18 protein-coding genes are annotated in these 14274 nt (G+C 62.6%); 6 read left to right on the plus strand and 12 right to left on the minus strand.

Annotation, left to right across the window (positions count from 1 at the left end; genetic code table 11):
• Positions 1-4 precede the first annotated feature (4 nt).
• Together AC1D1B_RS17175 and purL are read right to left on the minus strand one after the other, a co-directional pair.
• Positions 5-529 (minus strand): hypothetical protein, encoded by a 525-nt coding sequence (locus AC1D1B_RS17175; RefSeq protein WP_477333662.1) that lies wholly within the window; start codon positions 527-529, stop codon positions 5-7.
• Entirely contained in the window at positions 526-2757 is a 2232-nt protein-coding gene (gene purL, locus AC1D1B_RS17180; protein ID WP_477333663.1) for a phosphoribosylformylglycinamidine synthase subunit PurL, read from the minus strand. The genes AC1D1B_RS17175 and purL overlap by 4 nt, the downstream gene beginning before the upstream one ends.
• A gap of 189 nt (positions 2758-2946) precedes the next feature.
• Between purL and AC1D1B_RS17185 the strand changes: the two genes are divergently transcribed.
• Positions 2947-3111: a hypothetical protein gene (locus AC1D1B_RS17185; protein ID WP_477333664.1), complete on the plus strand. Its 165-nt coding sequence runs from the start codon at positions 2947-2949 to the stop codon at positions 3109-3111.
• 41 nt (positions 3112-3152) lie between these two features.
• Here AC1D1B_RS17185 and AC1D1B_RS17190 read toward each other — a convergent pair whose 3' ends face one another.
• Positions 3153-4565 (minus strand): aminotransferase-like domain-containing protein, encoded by a 1413-nt coding sequence (locus tag AC1D1B_RS17190; RefSeq protein WP_477333665.1) that lies wholly within the window; start codon positions 4563-4565, stop codon positions 3153-3155.
• A 93-nt stretch (positions 4566-4658) separates the two neighbouring features.
• Between AC1D1B_RS17190 and AC1D1B_RS17195 the strand changes: the two genes are divergently transcribed.
• A complete protein-coding gene (locus tag AC1D1B_RS17195) occupies positions 4659-4904 on the plus strand; it encodes a DUF1127 domain-containing protein (protein WP_477266341.1) in 246 nt (81 codons plus the stop codon).
• Between the two features lie 12 nt (positions 4905-4916).
• On the opposite strand, the gene AC1D1B_RS17200 is transcribed toward AC1D1B_RS17195, so the two are convergent.
• The 5 genes from AC1D1B_RS17200 to purC all read right to left on the minus strand — a co-directional run bounded on the left by AC1D1B_RS17200 (position 4917) and on the right by purC (position 7858).
• Positions 4917-5561 (minus strand): Pr6Pr family membrane protein, encoded by a 645-nt coding sequence (locus AC1D1B_RS17200; RefSeq protein WP_477333666.1) that lies wholly within the window; start codon positions 5559-5561, stop codon positions 4917-4919.
• Between the two features lie 4 nt (positions 5562-5565).
• A complete protein-coding gene (locus AC1D1B_RS17205; protein ID WP_477333667.1) occupies positions 5566-5976 on the minus strand; it encodes a hypothetical protein in 411 nt (136 codons plus the stop codon).
• 45 nt (positions 5977-6021) lie between these two features.
• Positions 6022-6690: a phosphoribosylformylglycinamidine synthase subunit PurQ gene (gene purQ, locus AC1D1B_RS17210; protein ID WP_477333668.1), complete on the minus strand. Its 669-nt coding sequence runs from the start codon at positions 6688-6690 to the stop codon at positions 6022-6024.
• 1 nt (position 6691) lies between these two features.
• Positions 6692-6934: a phosphoribosylformylglycinamidine synthase subunit PurS gene (gene purS / locus AC1D1B_RS17215; RefSeq protein ID WP_477333669.1), complete on the minus strand. Its 243-nt coding sequence runs from the start codon at positions 6932-6934 to the stop codon at positions 6692-6694.
• 129 nt (positions 6935-7063) lie between these two features.
• Positions 7064-7858, minus strand: a complete 795-nt coding sequence (purC, locus tag AC1D1B_RS17220) for a phosphoribosylaminoimidazolesuccinocarboxamide synthase (RefSeq protein WP_013532127.1) — start codon at positions 7856-7858, stop codon at positions 7064-7066.
• Between the two features lie 275 nt (positions 7859-8133).
• Between purC and AC1D1B_RS17225 the strand changes: the two genes are divergently transcribed.
• Together AC1D1B_RS17225 and AC1D1B_RS17230 are read left to right on the plus strand one after the other, a co-directional pair.
• Entirely contained in the window at positions 8134-8454 is a 321-nt protein-coding gene (locus AC1D1B_RS17225) for a DUF1476 domain-containing protein (RefSeq protein ID WP_477333670.1), read from the plus strand.
• A 189-nt stretch (positions 8455-8643) separates the two neighbouring features.
• Positions 8644-9417, plus strand: a complete 774-nt coding sequence (locus tag AC1D1B_RS17230; protein WP_477333671.1) for an HpcH/HpaI aldolase family protein — start codon at positions 8644-8646, stop codon at positions 9415-9417.
• Between the two features lie 20 nt (positions 9418-9437).
• Here AC1D1B_RS17230 and AC1D1B_RS17235 read toward each other — a convergent pair whose 3' ends face one another.
• Complete coding sequence (locus tag AC1D1B_RS17235; protein ID WP_112561443.1) at positions 9438-9992, minus strand: RBBP9/YdeN family alpha/beta hydrolase; 555 nt, start codon at positions 9990-9992, stop codon at positions 9438-9440.
• Between the two features lie 246 nt (positions 9993-10238).
• Between AC1D1B_RS17235 and AC1D1B_RS17240 the strand changes: the two genes are divergently transcribed.
• A complete protein-coding gene (locus AC1D1B_RS17240; protein ID WP_477333672.1) occupies positions 10239-11051 on the plus strand; it encodes a VOC family protein in 813 nt (270 codons plus the stop codon).
• Positions 11052-11262: 211 nt separating this feature from the next.
• On the opposite strand, the gene purB is transcribed toward AC1D1B_RS17240, so the two are convergent.
• The 3 genes from purB to AC1D1B_RS17255 are packed head-to-tail and all read right to left on the minus strand — an operon-like array spanning position 11263 to position 13876.
• Positions 11263-12570 (minus strand): adenylosuccinate lyase, encoded by a 1308-nt coding sequence (gene purB, locus AC1D1B_RS17245; protein WP_477333673.1) that lies wholly within the window; start codon positions 12568-12570, stop codon positions 11263-11265.
• A gap of 59 nt (positions 12571-12629) precedes the next feature.
• Positions 12630-13154: a hypothetical protein gene (locus tag AC1D1B_RS17250; RefSeq protein WP_477333674.1), complete on the minus strand. Its 525-nt coding sequence runs from the start codon at positions 13152-13154 to the stop codon at positions 12630-12632.
• Positions 13151-13876 carry a DUF2259 domain-containing protein gene (locus tag AC1D1B_RS17255; protein WP_477333675.1) on the minus strand — a complete coding sequence of 242 codons (726 nt, stop codon included), beginning with the start codon at positions 13874-13876 and terminating at the stop codon, positions 13151-13153. Before AC1D1B_RS17255 ends, AC1D1B_RS17250 begins: the two co-directional genes overlap by 4 nt.
• 139 nt (positions 13877-14015) lie before the next feature.
• On the opposite strand from AC1D1B_RS17255, the gene AC1D1B_RS17260 reads away from it, so the two are divergent.
• Entirely contained in the window at positions 14016-14270 is a 255-nt protein-coding gene (locus AC1D1B_RS17260; RefSeq protein WP_477333676.1) for a DUF2171 domain-containing protein, read from the plus strand.
• Positions 14271-14274: the final 4 nt, after the last annotated feature.

Here is a 14274-nt window from a genome sequence, read left to right on the forward strand (position 1 = left end):
GTGTCTAGGGGCCATCCTGCCGCGGGTGGACCACACCATCCTCGGTGATGTCATCGCGGGTCGAGAACCCCCGACCAAGGCTGAAGACCAGGACATAGAGCGGAATGTTGATCACCAGAATGACGATGGGGAGATAGCTGGTCATCTGCCACAGCGGCAAGAAAAACGCCTGGCCGTAGCCGTCGCAGGCCAGCGATGAGCCGTACTCCCACAGCGCTCCTATGATCGCAGCAGCAATAAAAAGCTTGATGCAGGTGACGACATGCCTTGCTCGCGCCGGGTCCGGCAAAAGCCGGATCCAAAGCACAAGGCAGATGACCGGAACCGCATAGATCAGGTTCTGAAGGACCAGCATCGGCAGCGTGCCGTTGGCCGCCTCAAGGAACTGCTCACGCCTTTCCAGCAGCGGGCAAACCTCGCTCGAGGTCGTCGACAGCAGGAAAAAGACGAACGGCCCGAGGAACCAGAAGAAGAACAGCGACGGCCAGAAGACGACTGCGATCAGCGTCCGGGCAGCCAGGCTGGTCAACTGGCCTTGTCCATAAAGCCAGGGAACCAGCCTTCGTGGGCGGCGGTCAATTCACTGACCGGTATCGCCCTGGCATCGCCGAGTTTCAGCTCCCGCCCGCCGGTCGAGCCGATCCATGGCGCAAAAATGCCGAGCTTGCTCTGCTCCTCGCGGATGGCGTCCCATTCCTTACTTTGCGGATCGACCAACAGCGTCAGAAGGTAGCGGCCCTGGTCTTCGCCGAACCAGACCGGGATCGGGTCGGTGCCGGCAAGGCCCGGAATGGTGGCGCCGATGCCGGACGCCATCGCCATTTCGGCCAACGCCACGGCAAGACCGCCGTCGGAAAGGTCGTGCGCCGCTGTCACGACGCCCGACGCGATCAGCGCGCGCACATGGTCGCCGACGCGCTTTTCATGCGCGAGGTCGACTGGCGGCGGCGGGCCGTCGGTGCGGCCATGAACGTCTCTGAAATAGGCTGACTGGCCGAGATGGCTGCCCCACGTCGCCGGCGCGCCGGCCAGCAGGATCATCTGACCCTCGGCGGCAAAGCCGATCCGCGCCATCTTCGACCAGTCGGCGATCAGCCCGACACCGCCAATGGTCGGCGTCGGCAAGATGCCCTGGCCGTTGGTTTCGTTGTAGAGCGAGACGTTGCCCGACACGATCGGGAAGCCGAGCGCGCGGCAGGCATCGCCAATGCCTTTTACCGCGCCGACCAGCTGGCCCATGATCTCGGGCCGCTCCGGATTGCCGAAATTGAGGTTGTCGGTCGCTGCCAGCGGCAGCGCGCCGGTGGCGGTGAGATTGCGCCAGCATTCGGCCACCGCCTGCTTGCCGCCCTCATAGGGGTCGGCCTCGCAATAGCGCGGCGTGACGTCGGAGGAGAAGGCGAGCGCCTTGGTCGGATGGCCTTCGACGCGCACAACGCCGGCATCGCCGCCCGGCAGCTGCAGCGAATTGCCCTGGATCAGCGTGTCGTATTGTTCCCACACCCAGCGGCGCGAGGACAAATCCGGCCCGCCGAGCAGCTTCAGCAGCGCGTCGGCGACATCGGCCTCCGGTGCATCGCCAGCCGCCAACGCAACCGGCTTCTTCGGCTCGACCCAGGGGCGGTCATATTCCGGCGCCTTGTCGCCAAGGTCCTTGATCGGCAGATTGGCGACCTCGTCGCCCTGATGGATGACGCGAAAACGCAGATCGTCGGTGGTCTTGCCGACAATGGCGAAGTCGAGACCCCACTTATGGAAGATCGCCTCGGCTTCCTTTTCCTTTTCGGGGCGCAGCACCATCAGCATGCGCTCCTGGCTTTCCGAGAGCATCATCTCATAGGCGCTCATACGCTCTTCACGCACCGGCACCTGGTCGAGCTGAAGCTCGATGCCGAGGTCGCCCTTGGCGCCCATCTCGACCGCCGAACAGGTGAGGCCGGCCGCACCCATATCCTGGATGGCGATGACCGCGCCAGACGCCATCAGTTCGAGGCAGGCTTCCAGCAGGCATTTTTCAGTAAAGGGGTCGCCGACCTGCACGGTCGGGCGCTTCTCGTCGATCTTGTCGTCGAATTCGGCCGAAGCCATTGTGGCGCCACCGACGCCGTCGCGGCCGGTCTTGGCGCCGAGATAGACGACGGGCAGGCCGACGCCCTTGGCTTCCGACAGGAAGATCGCATCGGTCTTGGCAAGGCCGGCGGCAAAGGCGTTGACCAAAATGTTGCCATTGTAGCGGGCGTCGAAATTGACCTCGCCGCCGACGGTCGGCACGCCAAATGCGTTGCCATAGCCGCCGACGCCGGAAACCACGCCGCTGACCAGATGCCTGGTCTTGGGATGGTCCGGTGCGCCGAAGCGCAGCGCATTCATCGCCGCGATCGGCCTCGCGCCCATGGTGAAGACGTCGCGCAGAATGCCGCCGACGCCGGTCGCAGCCCCTTGGTAGGGCTCGATGTAGGAAGGGTGGTTGTGGCTCTCCATCTTGAAGACGACGCAGTCGCCGTCGCCAATGTCGACCACACCGGCATTCTCGCCCGGGCCCTGGATCACCTGCGGCCCGGTCGTGGGCAGCGTGCGCAGCCATTTCTTCGAGGATTTGTAGGAACAATGCTCGTTCCACATCGCCGAGAAGATGCCGAGTTCGGTAAAGCTCGGCTCGCGCCCGACCAGATCGAGGATGCGCTGGTATTCGTCGGGCTTCAGCCCGTGCGCGGCAATGAGTTCCGGGGTGATCGGCACGGAATTGGAAATGGTCATGGGCAGCGATTTGTATCCGTGGGAGAGGGGGATTTCTGAGTCCCCTCTTATCGCAAGCTTTGGCGCGATACACCCCATCCGCTGACGAAAAACGCCGGAAAGCCACAAGGTGACGATGGCAGCGGGGAGCGCTCGGGAACGCTGTGGCACCCCGGCCGTTACGTCTCCAACCAATCAGGAGATTTCGCCATGGCCACGAAGCAAGGCAAGAAAGACAATCGCCTCTCGGACAAGGAGGCCATGCATATTGCCGAGACCACCGACGTTTCGCCCAAGCAGGCCAAGGACCTGGCCGAGAAGCACGGCAAGGACAAGGCCGCGAAGGAAGCCAGGAACTTCAAGGCCGAGGGCTGACCTGAGACTAGGTCCGGGAGACCAGGTTCAGCGCTAACGGGTCAGGAAGACCTGTCGTAGCCGGCGCGGCCTTCTTCCAGCAGCCGACGGATCACCGCGACGCCACCGGCGATCTCCTCACGCCGCCTTGGTTGCGAGACGCCGAAACGCACGCCGTGGAAAACCTGCTCGGAGCGCCCGGCCTTGAATTCGTCCTCGTCGTCGAGGAGCACGCCATTTTCGAGACAGGCGCTCCTGAAGGTGCCGGACAGCCAGGGATCGGGCAGGGTCAGCCAGACGAAGGGCACGCTGTCGTGTGACCTGAAGGCGAAGCCGGCCAAAGTCTGGCGCACGATGGCGATGCGAGCGCCGATTTCGGCGATGCTGCGCCGACGGATATCGCCAGCCTGCCCTGACAGAACCAGCCGGGCATTCACCTCCGCCAGCAGGAACGGCATGCCGCCGGTCATCATCTTGTGGGCGACGCGGATGCGATGGCGATAGGCGGGCGGGCAGGAGAGCCAGCCACCGCGAACACCGGCCGCGACCGATTTCGACAGGCCGCCGGCGACAATGGTGCGCTCGGGCGCATATTCGGCCAGCAGCGGCGTCGGATCGTCGGTCAAGCCGCCATAGAGATCGTCCTCTATGAGGATGACATTGTATTCCCGCGCGACGCGGGCGATCGCCTGGCGGCGCGAAACCGACAGGATCGCCAGCGTCGGGTTCTGCACCGTCGGCATCAGGAAGATCATCTTCGGGTGCTTTTGCGCGCAGACGCGCTCGAAGTCCTCGGGATCGAGGCCTTCGTCGTCCGATGCCACCAGCGCCGTGCGCCGCCCGATCAGCCCGACGCTGCGGGCGATCTGCGAATAGGTGAGGTGCTCGAAAGCGACATAGTCGCCGGGCGTGGTCAGCGCCGCGATTGCCGCCATGACAGCGGCATGGGTGCCCATCGTGGGAACGATGGTCTCCGCGGCCGGGCGGAACGAATTGCGTGACAGCCAGCGCGCGCCGGCTTCGAACCAGCGCTCCGGAAAATCCGTGACATAGCTTGAAATTTGGTGCGGATGATCCTGCACCGTGCGCGAGAGCATGTCGGCGACAATGGCGCCTTGGCCGATGTCGGGCGCGGCCGTGCTGTCGAAGCGCAGCTTGCCCGGCGGCGCATCGACATAACGCGTGCCTTGCACGGTGGGCTCGACGAATTCTGGTGACGCCGCTTCCGATTGCTGCGCCAGCACATAGGTTCCGCGGCCGACCTCGCCGCTCACCAGGCCGCGCTCGCGCAACAGCTGATAGGCCCGGCCGATCGTGCCGACCGTCGTGCCGATGTCATAGGCGAGATCGCGCTGCGGCGGGAGTTTTGCCCCGGCATCGATGACGCCCTTGTCGATATCGGACTCGATGCTGTCGGCGAGGCGCTGATAAAGCGGGCCAGAACCAATGGAGAGGTCGGGAAGCCAATTTGTCATGGTGACAATTTTGTATATTGCACCGAAATAGGAGTCAATACATATCAGCGTCGTACCGAAATGGGTACAATTTGCAATCTTGGCAGAAAGACAATGAGCACAATCGAGACAATCCGCTATACGGGCATTGAACTGGTCGGGCCGCGCCCGTCTGGACGGCGAGGCTTTGTCAGCCGCATCGTGCATGTGGTCAGATCACTGGCGCAGCAGATCGACGCGCTCATCGAGCGCCGCCGCGGCCGCCTGGCTCTGCTGGAAATGACCGACGAGCAGCTTAGGGATATCGGTGTGTCGCGTGGCGACGCTCACCGCGAGGGGATCCGGCGCTTCTGGGACTGACCCTGAACCGGGTCAGCGGCGCGCGCCGGATGTCCTTAGGCGCGAGACGCCCTTGTCGGCAAGCACGGCGAGGATGCACAGCACCAGAAAAACTCCGGTGACGGCCAGCGCCGCAAACGCGACGCTGGCCGCACCGTTTTTCGCAACGTCGAGGAAGGGGTAGGGCACTTCACCTGCGATTGGCGCGCGCGCCAGCGCATAGGCGAGATAAGCGATCGGATAGGCCATCCACCAGGAAATGTCGCTCCAGCGAGTCCTGCCGTCGGCGCCCGCCACCAGCCACCACAGCACGAACAGCACCGGGGTCACATAGTGCAGCAGCACGTCGCAGAGCAGGAATAGGCCCTGCGGCTGCCAGAGCTGCGCCAGAACCGTCGCATAGACGATGAAGACCAGCGCGATTGAAACCGCGACGCCCGCTCGCATCCGTGGTCCGGCGAAGGCCGGCAGCCAGGCATAGCCCGAAGGCGACAGCAGCGAGGTGTGGACCAGCACCGCACCGATGTTGGTCAAGATGGTGAAGAAGCTGAACAGAAAGACGATGGAGCCGAGAAAACTGCGGCCGGCTTCCATCGACGCCGGGATGGTGATGCAGGCTTGCAGGACAAGCCCGGCCAGACCGACGATCAATCCCGCAATCTGCAGGAAGCGGCCCATGGCGTCAGGCGGCCGCGTTGCAGGAGGGGTTGCCCGTCTGCCAGCGCGCAATATCGGAGCCGATGCGCGCGCCGAGCGGATCGTCCATCAGCGGGCCGAACACGTCGATGCGGCTGGAATTGCCTTGCGCCTGCACGACCAGCAGCGGCTTGCCGCCATAATGCTTGGCTGGCACCAGCAGAAAGCGCGGCGTGCCGCTGAACGAATTCAGCTCATTGGCCATCTGATACGATTTGAAGGCGGGATCCTTGCTGGCGACCCAGCATTTGTGGGCTGATATCGCCACCTGTTCCATGGCCAGCAGCGAAGCGCTCTTGCCCATCGGCGCCGGCGCGCTCTTCGGGCTCGACTGGCAGGACGCCAGCGCCAACCCGGCGGCAGTCAGGAGAGCCATCCGGGCAATCGTCAGTCTCATGGTCAGCCGCCCCCGCGCTTTGAAAGGAATTTCGAAAAAAAGATATCAGGCGGCAATACCGAGTGCGCCTTCGAACAGCGCCCGGCCGTCGCTGCCGCCATGCGCGGCCTCGATCAGGTTTTCCGGATGCGGCATCAGGCCGAGCACATTGCCTTTTTCGCTGATGATACCGGCAATGTCGTTGATCGAGCCATTGGGATTGGTGCCCTCGGCATAACGAAACACTACCTGTCCTTCGCCTTCGAGGCGGGCAAGCGTGTCCGCATTGGCAAAGTAATTGCCGTCATGATGCGCCACCGGCGTGCGTATGATCTGGCCCGGCTGATAGCGGCGGGTGAACATGGTGTTGGCGTTGGCGATCTCGAGCTTGACCTGCCGGCAGACGAATTTCAGCGAGGCATTGCGCATCAGCGCGCCGGGCAACAGGCCGGCCTCGACCAGTATCTGGAACCCGTTGCAGACGCCGATGACCATGACACCCTTGGCCGCCTTTTCAGCGACCGCCCGCATCACCGGCATGCGCGCGGCAATGGCGCCGCAGCGCAGATAGTCACCGAAGGAAAAGCCGCCGGGAATGGCGATAAGGTCGACATCGGGGATTTCGGTGTCGGTCTGCCACACGGTCGCCGGCGCCTGTCCGGAAATCTTGGTCAGCGCGGCGATCATGTCGCGGTCACGGTTAAGGCCGGGCAGAAGGACAACGGCGGATTTCATATCAGGCGATCTCCACCGCGTAATTCTCAATCACGGTGTTCGCCAGCAGCTTGTCGCACATGGCTTTCAGATCGGCTTCGGCCTTGGCCTTGTCGGTCTCCAAAAGCTCAAGGTCGAAGACCTTGCCTTGCCGCACCTGGCCGACACCGCCGAACCCCAGTCCCGACAGGGCGTGCTCTATGGCTTTTCCCTGGGGGTCGAGCACGCCGTTCTTGAGGGTGACGGTGATGCGGGCCTTGATCATGCTGGACAGGTTCCTGTTCGAGTTTGGTCTTAGCAATTCCAGGAAAAGTGTGAAGCGGTTTTCCGTCCGGAATTGCGTCAAAACAAAGAGCTAGAACTGTTCAGCGTTTCCTCGAAACGATGAACAGTTCTAGTGCGGCTTGCCTTTGAGGCCGTCTGTCGAGGCGACGAGCACCGGGCCGGTCGGGCGCGGCGGCTCGTTCTCGTTCATGATGCCGAGGCGGCGGGCGACTTCCTGATAGGCTTCGACGAGGCCGCCCATGTCGCGGCGGAAACGGTCCTTGTCGAGCTTGTCCTGCGTCGCCACGTCCCACAGCCGGCAGGAGTCGGGCGAGATCTCGTCGGCGACGACGATGCGCATCATGTCGCCCTCGAACAGGCGGCCGCATTCGATCTTGAAGTCGACGAGCTGGATGCCGACACCCATGAACAGGCCGGAGAGGAAGTCGTTGACGCGGATGGCGAGCGCCATGACGTCGTCGATCTCCTGCGGGCTCGCCCAGCCGAAAGCGGTGATATGCTCTTCCGACACCATCGGGTCGTCGAGTGCATCGGCCTTGTAATAGAATTCGATGATCGAGCGCGGCAGAACGGTGCCTTCCTCGATGCCGAGGCGCTTCGACAGCGAACCGGCGGCGACATTGCGCACCACCACTTCGAGCGGAATGATCTCGACTTCCTTGATCAGCTGCTCGCGCATGTTGAGCCGGCGGATGAAGTGGGTCGGAATGCCCATGCGGTTCAGATGATTGAAGATGTACTCGGAAATGCGGTTGTTGAGCACGCCCTTGCCGTCGATGACCTCGTGCTTCTTCTTGTTGAACGCGGTCGCATCATCCTTGAAGAACTGGATCAGCGTGCCGGGTTCGGGTCCCTCATAGAGGATCTTGGCCTTGCCTTCATAAATGCGGCGGCGATTTTTCATCTGATTTTTCTCTGGATTTGCGGGCAGGCGGCAAGCGACCAGTTCCTGTCCGTCTGCCTAAATTAGTGCGGCGACGGGTGGGGTTCAATGCCGGGTCTATCCCAATCACACCGTTTGCTCAATCGGCAAATCCTTTCCATCTACCGCTTTCAGGAATGAAATGCCGCAGCGCAGCAAGTGATGTAGCATATTGACCGACCCGCGCCCTTTTGGTTTGTGCTGCGGCAACACACATATCCACCGCCAACGCGAATCGATTTCACCGGAGGGAAGCCATGAGCAGCATGAAAGACCGCGAAGAGGGTTTTGAGCGCAAATTCGCTTTCGACGAAGAACTTCGCTTCAAGGCCTCGGCACGCCGCAACAAGGCGCTCGGCCTGTGGGCCGCCGAAAAACTGGGCAAGTCCGGCACTGATGCCGACGCCTATGCCAAGGAAGTGGTTGTCTCCGACATCGAGGAAGCTGGCGACCACGACGTGTTTCGCAAGATCCGTGGAGATTTCGACGCCGCTGGCGTCGACCAGTCGGACCATCAGATCCGCCGCACCATGGACGAGCTGATGGCGCAGGCGATCGAGCAGATCAAGAACACCTGATCCTTCCGAAGCAGGTTCCGCAAAAGTGTCCCGCGGTTTTGCGACAGAACCTGCGACAAACAAGGAATGACTGGACCAATCGACCGCCCGGCCCAACCGGGCGGTTTTTCTTTGCCTTTTCAGCCTTTTCCGGCTGAAACTGTGCGTGGGCCTGCTAGAAAAGGTCCTAGCCAACAAGGAAAAGCGCCGATGTCCCTGAAATCACGCCTGGCGGCGGATGAAACGCTGTTCACCGCCTGGTCCGGGGTTCCGGACGCTCTGACGGTCGAAATCATCGCCAGGCAAGGTTTTGACGCCGTCACGCTCGACATGCAGCATGGCGGACACCACGAAGACTCGGTCTTGCGCGGTCTCGTGCCGGTGCTGGCGGCCAACAAGCCGGCGCTGGTGCGCATTCCGGTCGGCCGCTTCGATATGGCCAGCCGCGCCCTCGATTTCGGCGCCGAGGCGGTGATTGCGCCGATGGTGAATTCGGTGGCCGATGCAAAACTGTTTGCCGCCGCCATGAAGTATCCGCCGCTCGGCGAGCGTTCCTGGGGCCCGACCTATGCCTTTCCGCGCCACGGCAAGGGCGACCAGGCCGAGTGGCTGCGCGACACCAATGCCCGCACCATGGCCTTTGCCATGGTCGAAACGCGTGCCGCGCTCGATGCGCTGGACGGCATTCTCGACACGCCCGGCATTGACGGCATCTTCCTCGGTCCATCGGATTTCTCGATCGCCTGGTCGAACGGCGCCACCGTCAATTCGACGCTGGAAAGCATGATGGAAACCGTCGCTTCCATCGCCGAGCGCACGCGCAAGGCGGGCAAGCATGCGGCTATCTACGTTATCGAGCCGGCCATTGCCGGCCGCGTCGTGGCGATGGGGTACCGGCTGCTGGCCATGGGCTCGGACCACGCGCTGATTTCGCTAGGCGCAAAGACCCTCATCAAGAGCATGAACGATTCGATCAAGGGCTGAGGCGTGGTGCCTTGCCCCGGTCAGGCCTTGAGGTCGGTCAGGAACTTGGCGAAGGTCATCGATCCCTCCGGCCACGGGCCGAAGCCGGCGTCCTCGTTGAGGTGACCGGTTTCGCCGGCATCGATGAACAGCGAACCCCACGCGCCGGCAATGTCCTCGGCAACCTCGAAGGCGCAGAACGGATCGTTGCGGCTGGCAATCACAATGGATGGAAAGGGCAGCGGCTCGCGCGAATAGGGGCCGAAGGTCATCAGGTGCCTCGGCCTTATCTCCGGATTGGCGACATCTGGCGGCGCGACAAAGAAGGCGCCGGCGACCGGCTTCCGAAATTGCGGAATGGCCTGCACCGCGGCTGCCACGCCCAGCGAATGGGCAACGATCACCACCGGCCGCTCAGCTTCGTTGACGGCGTTCGCCACGCTCGCTGTCCAATCCTCGCGCACCGGCTTCGACCACTCGGCCTGCTCGACCCGACGTGCCGTCGACAGTTTCGACTGCCAGCGTGTCTGCCAGTGTTCTGGGCCTGAATTGGTGTAGCCCGGCACGATCAAGATATCTGCGTCTTTGACTTTCATTGCGCTGAGATAGCGAGCAGCTCTGTCTCGTGCAACCATGCTGATGCGCGCGCAATGCATCACAATTGTGAACAACGTGTTCGATTCTTTCCATCTTGTGTGAACGATCAGGATAGACGATCTGTCGATGGGAAAGAATGGCTGCGAAAACCAGGGTTTTCTTGGTTGAAGCGGCGTTGCAGTTGTTGCGGCGCCGGGCTTCTGGCTTGGAAAACCTCGTCGAACGCTGCCCAAACGGAGATTTTGATGAGCGAACTGCCTTTTGCCGCGACCACCCCCGTCAGTGTGTCACGTGTTGGCCTGAAGGCTCGCGATGCCGAGAGCCTTGCAGCGTATTACCGGGCTGTCGTCGGCTTCCAGGAACTGAGCCGCGCCGATGGCGCGATCACGCTGGGCGCCGCCGAGCGCCCCTTGCTGGTCATCGAGGCGGATACGGCAGCCAAGCCCGACGATCCGCGCAGCGCCGGCCTGTTCCACACCGCTTTCCTGCTGCCCAGCCGCGCCGATCTCGGCCGCTGGATCAACCATGCCGCCGCCAACAAGATCCGCATCGAGGGCGCCTCCGATCATCTGGTCAGCGAAGCGCTCTATCTGACCGATCCCGAAGGCAATGGCATTGAAATCTATAGAGACCGCCTGCCGGAGGAGTGGAAGTGGAACGGCGACAAGATCGCCATGGCAACCGAGCGGCTGAATCTGGCCGCCGTGGCTGCCAGCGTGCCGGCCGGTGACGCCGGCTGGCAGGGCGCGCCGGAAAACAGCATCGTCGGCCATGTCCATCTGCGCGTCGGCCGGCCGGAAGACGCCGAGGCCTGGTGGCACCAGGAGTTCGGCTTCGACACGGTGGCCAAATATGGCGGCCAGGCGGTGTTCCTGTCGTCCGGCGGCTACCACCACCATATCGGTGGCAATTCGTGGCACAGCGCCGGTGCCGGCCGTCGCGATCCGTCCCGCTCGGGTCTGGCCTGGGTCGAGATGCGGTCGGACAATGTGACCAAGGAAACGAGCCGTGAGGATCCGTGGGGCACGGTGATTAGGACCGTGCCGGGCAAGGCGTAATTGGACAACGCCGGCGATTGGCGAAACCGCCGGCGACAGAGTTTTTCTCCCCGTCACTATACGGGGAGAAATGCCCGGCAGGGCAATGAGGGGCAGCGCCAATATCCTGAGATTATCAAAGCGTGAGTGGGTTCGATCATCGCCGAAGTCGGCGCCGCCCCTCATCCGCCTGCCGGCACCTTCTCCCCGTATAGTGACGGGGAGAAGGAAGCTAAGCTTCCCCAAAAACCCGCTTGAAGATCGTGTCGACATGCTTGGTGTGATAGCCAAGGTCGAATTTCTCGCGGATCTCGGCTTCGGGCAGCGCTGCAGTGACCTCCTGGTCGGCCAACAATTCCTCAAGGAAATCAGCGCCGTGTTCCCAAACCTTCATGGCGTTGCGCTGCACCAGCCGGTAGGCGTCCTCACGTGATATGCCGGCCTGCGTCAGCGCCAGCAGCACGCGCTGCGAATGCACAAGACCGCGGAACTTGTTCATGTTCTTCAGCATGTTGTCGGGGTAGACCAGCAATTTGTCGACGACGCCGGTCAGCCGCGACAGCGCGAAATCCAGCGTCACCGTGGCGTCCGGCCCGATCATGCGCTCGACGGAGGAATGCGAAATGTCGCGCTCGTGCCAAAGCGCTACATTCTCCATTGCCGGCAGCGCCATCGACCGCACCATACGGGCAAGACCGGTGAGATTTTCGGTCAGCACCGGGTTGCGTTTGTGCGGCATCGCCGACGAGCCCTTTTGCCCCGGCGAAAAATACTCCTCCGCTTCCAGCACTTCGGTGCGCTGCAGATGGCGGATTTCGGTCGCCAGCCGCTCGACCGACGAGGCGATGACGCCGAGCGTGGCGAAGAACATGGCGTGGCGGTCGCGCGGGATCACCTGCGTCGACACCGGTTCCGGCTTCAGCCCGAGCTTCTTCGCCACATGCTCTTCGACATAGGGGTCGATGTTGGCGAAGGTGCCGATTGCCCCCGATATGGCGCAGGTGGCGATGTCTTCGCGCGCATGCACCAGCCGCTCGCGGCAGCGCGAGAATTCGGCATAGGCCTGCGCCAGCTTGACGCCGAAGGTGGTCGGTTCGGCATGGATGCCGTGGCTGCGGCCGATGGTGACGGTGTCCTTGTGCTCGAAGGCACGGCGCTTCAGTGCGGCCAGCAGACCGTCGAGGTCGGCCAGCAATATGTCGCTGGCGCGGCTGAGCTGCACCGCAAGGCAGGTGTCGAGCACGTCCGACGAGGTCATGCCCTGGTGGATGAAACGCGCATCCGGCCCGACGAATTCGGCGAGATGGGTCAGGAAGGCGATGACGTCATGCTTGGTGACGGCCTCGATCTCGTCGATCTTGCCGACATCGAATTTCGCCGCGTTGCCCTTTTCCCAGATGGTTTTGGCGGCTTCCCTGGGGATGACACCGAGCTCGGCCAGCGCATCGCAGGCATGCGCCTCGATTTCGAACCAGATGCGGAAGCGGGTTTCCGGCGACCAGATGGCGACCATTTCCGGCCGGGAATAGCGAGGGATCATCCGTCAGTCCTGATGTGTCGGTGAGTAAGTGCGCCTCCTATCAGAGCCGGACCGAATGCTCAACGCTGCTGGCGCGCAAACCACACGCTGGCGCAGGCAAGCGCGATGAATCCAAGTGGAAAGTATAGCCGCACGCCCAGCACCACGAATTGGTAGAGCGCCGTCAGCGAAGTGAACACCAGTTCGAACGCCCAACGGACGGTGAAGGCCTCCGCGTGCCATTCGGCGTAGTAGGAGCGGTATTGCAGGGCGAAAAGGCCGCCGGTGAAGGCAAGTGTCGCGGCAAGCAGGCAGACGAAGGCGGCGGCCAGCGCCACTTCCCAGTGCCGGTCGAGCGAGACCAGCCGCGCCGCGAACAGGCCGATGGGGAAGGCGATTGCTGCACCCATGGCATAGAGCAAGACCACGAAGCGGATCTTTTCAGGCGTCTCCCAATTGTCGAGCCAAAGGCCGGTGAGCGCACTGGCGCCCATGGCCATCGCCCACAGCAAGGCGCCGACAAGCGCCGAGCCCGTCGATGGCACGGCGCGGCTGACACGATTGCCGGCGCGCTTGCGCCAGCTGGATTGATCGAACGATGTCACAGGCGGCCGGTCACGGCGATCCAGCGAAAATCCGGCCCTTCGAAGCCGTACCGGCGCACCGCGATCAGCACCGCATAGGCGCTGATACTGTCCATCGAGAAGGTCTGCACCGCGCCCATCCGGTAGCCGTTCGGGCAGCCGCGGCTTTTCGGGATCGATTTGTCCTCGTGCAACAGGTGCGTCTGGCCGCCATCCCGGGCCTCGACGCGCAACAGGCGAAAGCCGTTGATCTCGCCTTGGCTCTCACAGCCTGCCGTATTGTTCATGCCGATCTCGTCGAGTCTGAATTCCAGCGGCGGGTCGACCGGTGAAAAGATCGGCCGCGGGTTGACCACTATGCGGAACGGGTCGGCCGACAGTTCGGTCACCGGATTGAAGCCGGCGGTGATGCCGTGATTGGCGGTAAGCTCAGCCTGGGCAATGATCGCTTCGCCCTTCTGCCTGGCTTGCTGGCGGGCCGTATCGAGCGAGGCGGTCTCGTCCTCCAGCCGGACACGAATCGGCGTGCCCTTCAGGAACGTGTCGTCGGCGGTGTCGATGTAGTAGCGGTTGGCATAGGGAAAGCCCGAACCATCCGCGACGCCGTATTCCTCAAAGGCGAAGACGACACCATCTCTCGTAAAGCCGAGAATTTCGAGCTCGGCGACATCGCCCGCCCGGGCGGCGATGCCAGATGCCAGCTGCACCAGCAGGCAAACGCCAATCAGGACAAGATTTCGCATCGGGATTCCCGCTCCGGCTGCCATGGTTCGATCGTTCCCTATCATGAGACAGTCAAAACATCGTGCTATCCAAAAGGCGATGCATCCAATTGCACCTCTGCTTGTTATCGTCGATCGCTTTCAAAAAGGAGAATACCCCATGACCGAGGCCAGCAAGATTCGCGAACATATGGAAGTGGTTGGCGCAGACGGCGTTCACATCGGCACCGTCGACAGGGTCGATGGCGACCGGATCAAGCTGACCAAGGCCGACAGCGGCATGGGTGTGCACAAAGGCCATCACCACTACATTCCCTTGAGCCTGCTGGCCGAGGTCGATGGCCAGAAAGTCTGGCTGTCGGCGAATTCTGATGTGGCGGTCAGCTTCGAGGAAGAAAAATCCGACCCGACCTGATCGG

Source organism: Mesorhizobium sp. P2_C5_2 (assembly GCF_056404535.1).

Bases quoted from the DNA above. Each gene is read 5' to 3' on its own strand.
- AC1D1B_RS17190 (WP_477333665.1), bottom strand. From the start codon at position 4,565: ATGACAAATTGGCTTCCCGACCTCTCCATTGGTTCTGGCCCGCTTTAT.
- AC1D1B_RS17240 (WP_477333672.1), top strand. From the start codon at position 10,239: ATGAGCGAACTGCCTTTTGCCGCGACCACCCCCGTCAGTGTGTCACGT.
- AC1D1B_RS17195 (WP_477266341.1), top strand. From the start codon at position 4,659: ATGAGCACAATCGAGACAATCCGCTATACGGGCATTGAACTGGTCGGG.
- AC1D1B_RS17225 (WP_477333670.1), top strand. From the start codon at position 8,134: ATGAGCAGCATGAAAGACCGCGAAGAGGGTTTTGAGCGCAAATTCGCT.
- purQ (WP_477333668.1), bottom strand. From the start codon at position 6,690: ATGAAATCCGCCGTTGTCCTTCTGCCCGGCCTTAACCGTGACCGCGAC.
- AC1D1B_RS17200 (WP_477333666.1), bottom strand. From the start codon at position 5,561: ATGGGCCGCTTCCTGCAGATTGCGGGATTGATCGTCGGTCTGGCCGGG.
- purS (WP_477333669.1), bottom strand. From the start codon at position 6,934: ATGATCAAGGCCCGCATCACCGTCACCCTCAAGAACGGCGTGCTCGAC.
- purB (WP_477333673.1), bottom strand. From the start codon at position 12,570: ATGATCCCTCGCTATTCCCGGCCGGAAATGGTCGCCATCTGGTCGCCG.
- purC (WP_013532127.1), bottom strand. From the start codon at position 7,858: ATGAAAAATCGCCGCCGCATTTATGAAGGCAAGGCCAAGATCCTCTAT.
- AC1D1B_RS17260 (WP_477333676.1), top strand. From the start codon at position 14,016: ATGACCGAGGCCAGCAAGATTCGCGAACATATGGAAGTGGTTGGCGCA.
- AC1D1B_RS17235 (WP_112561443.1), bottom strand. From the start codon at position 9,992: ATGAAAGTCAAAGACGCAGATATCTTGATCGTGCCGGGCTACACCAAT.
- AC1D1B_RS17185 (WP_477333664.1), top strand. From the start codon at position 2,947: ATGGCCACGAAGCAAGGCAAGAAAGACAATCGCCTCTCGGACAAGGAG.
- AC1D1B_RS17230 (WP_477333671.1), top strand. From the start codon at position 8,644: ATGTCCCTGAAATCACGCCTGGCGGCGGATGAAACGCTGTTCACCGCC.
- AC1D1B_RS17205 (WP_477333667.1), bottom strand. From the start codon at position 5,976: ATGAGACTGACGATTGCCCGGATGGCTCTCCTGACTGCCGCCGGGTTG.
- purL (WP_477333663.1), bottom strand. From the start codon at position 2,757: ATGACCATTTCCAATTCCGTGCCGATCACCCCGGAACTCATTGCCGCG.
- AC1D1B_RS17255 (WP_477333675.1), bottom strand. From the start codon at position 13,876: ATGCGAAATCTTGTCCTGATTGGCGTTTGCCTGCTGGTGCAGCTGGCA.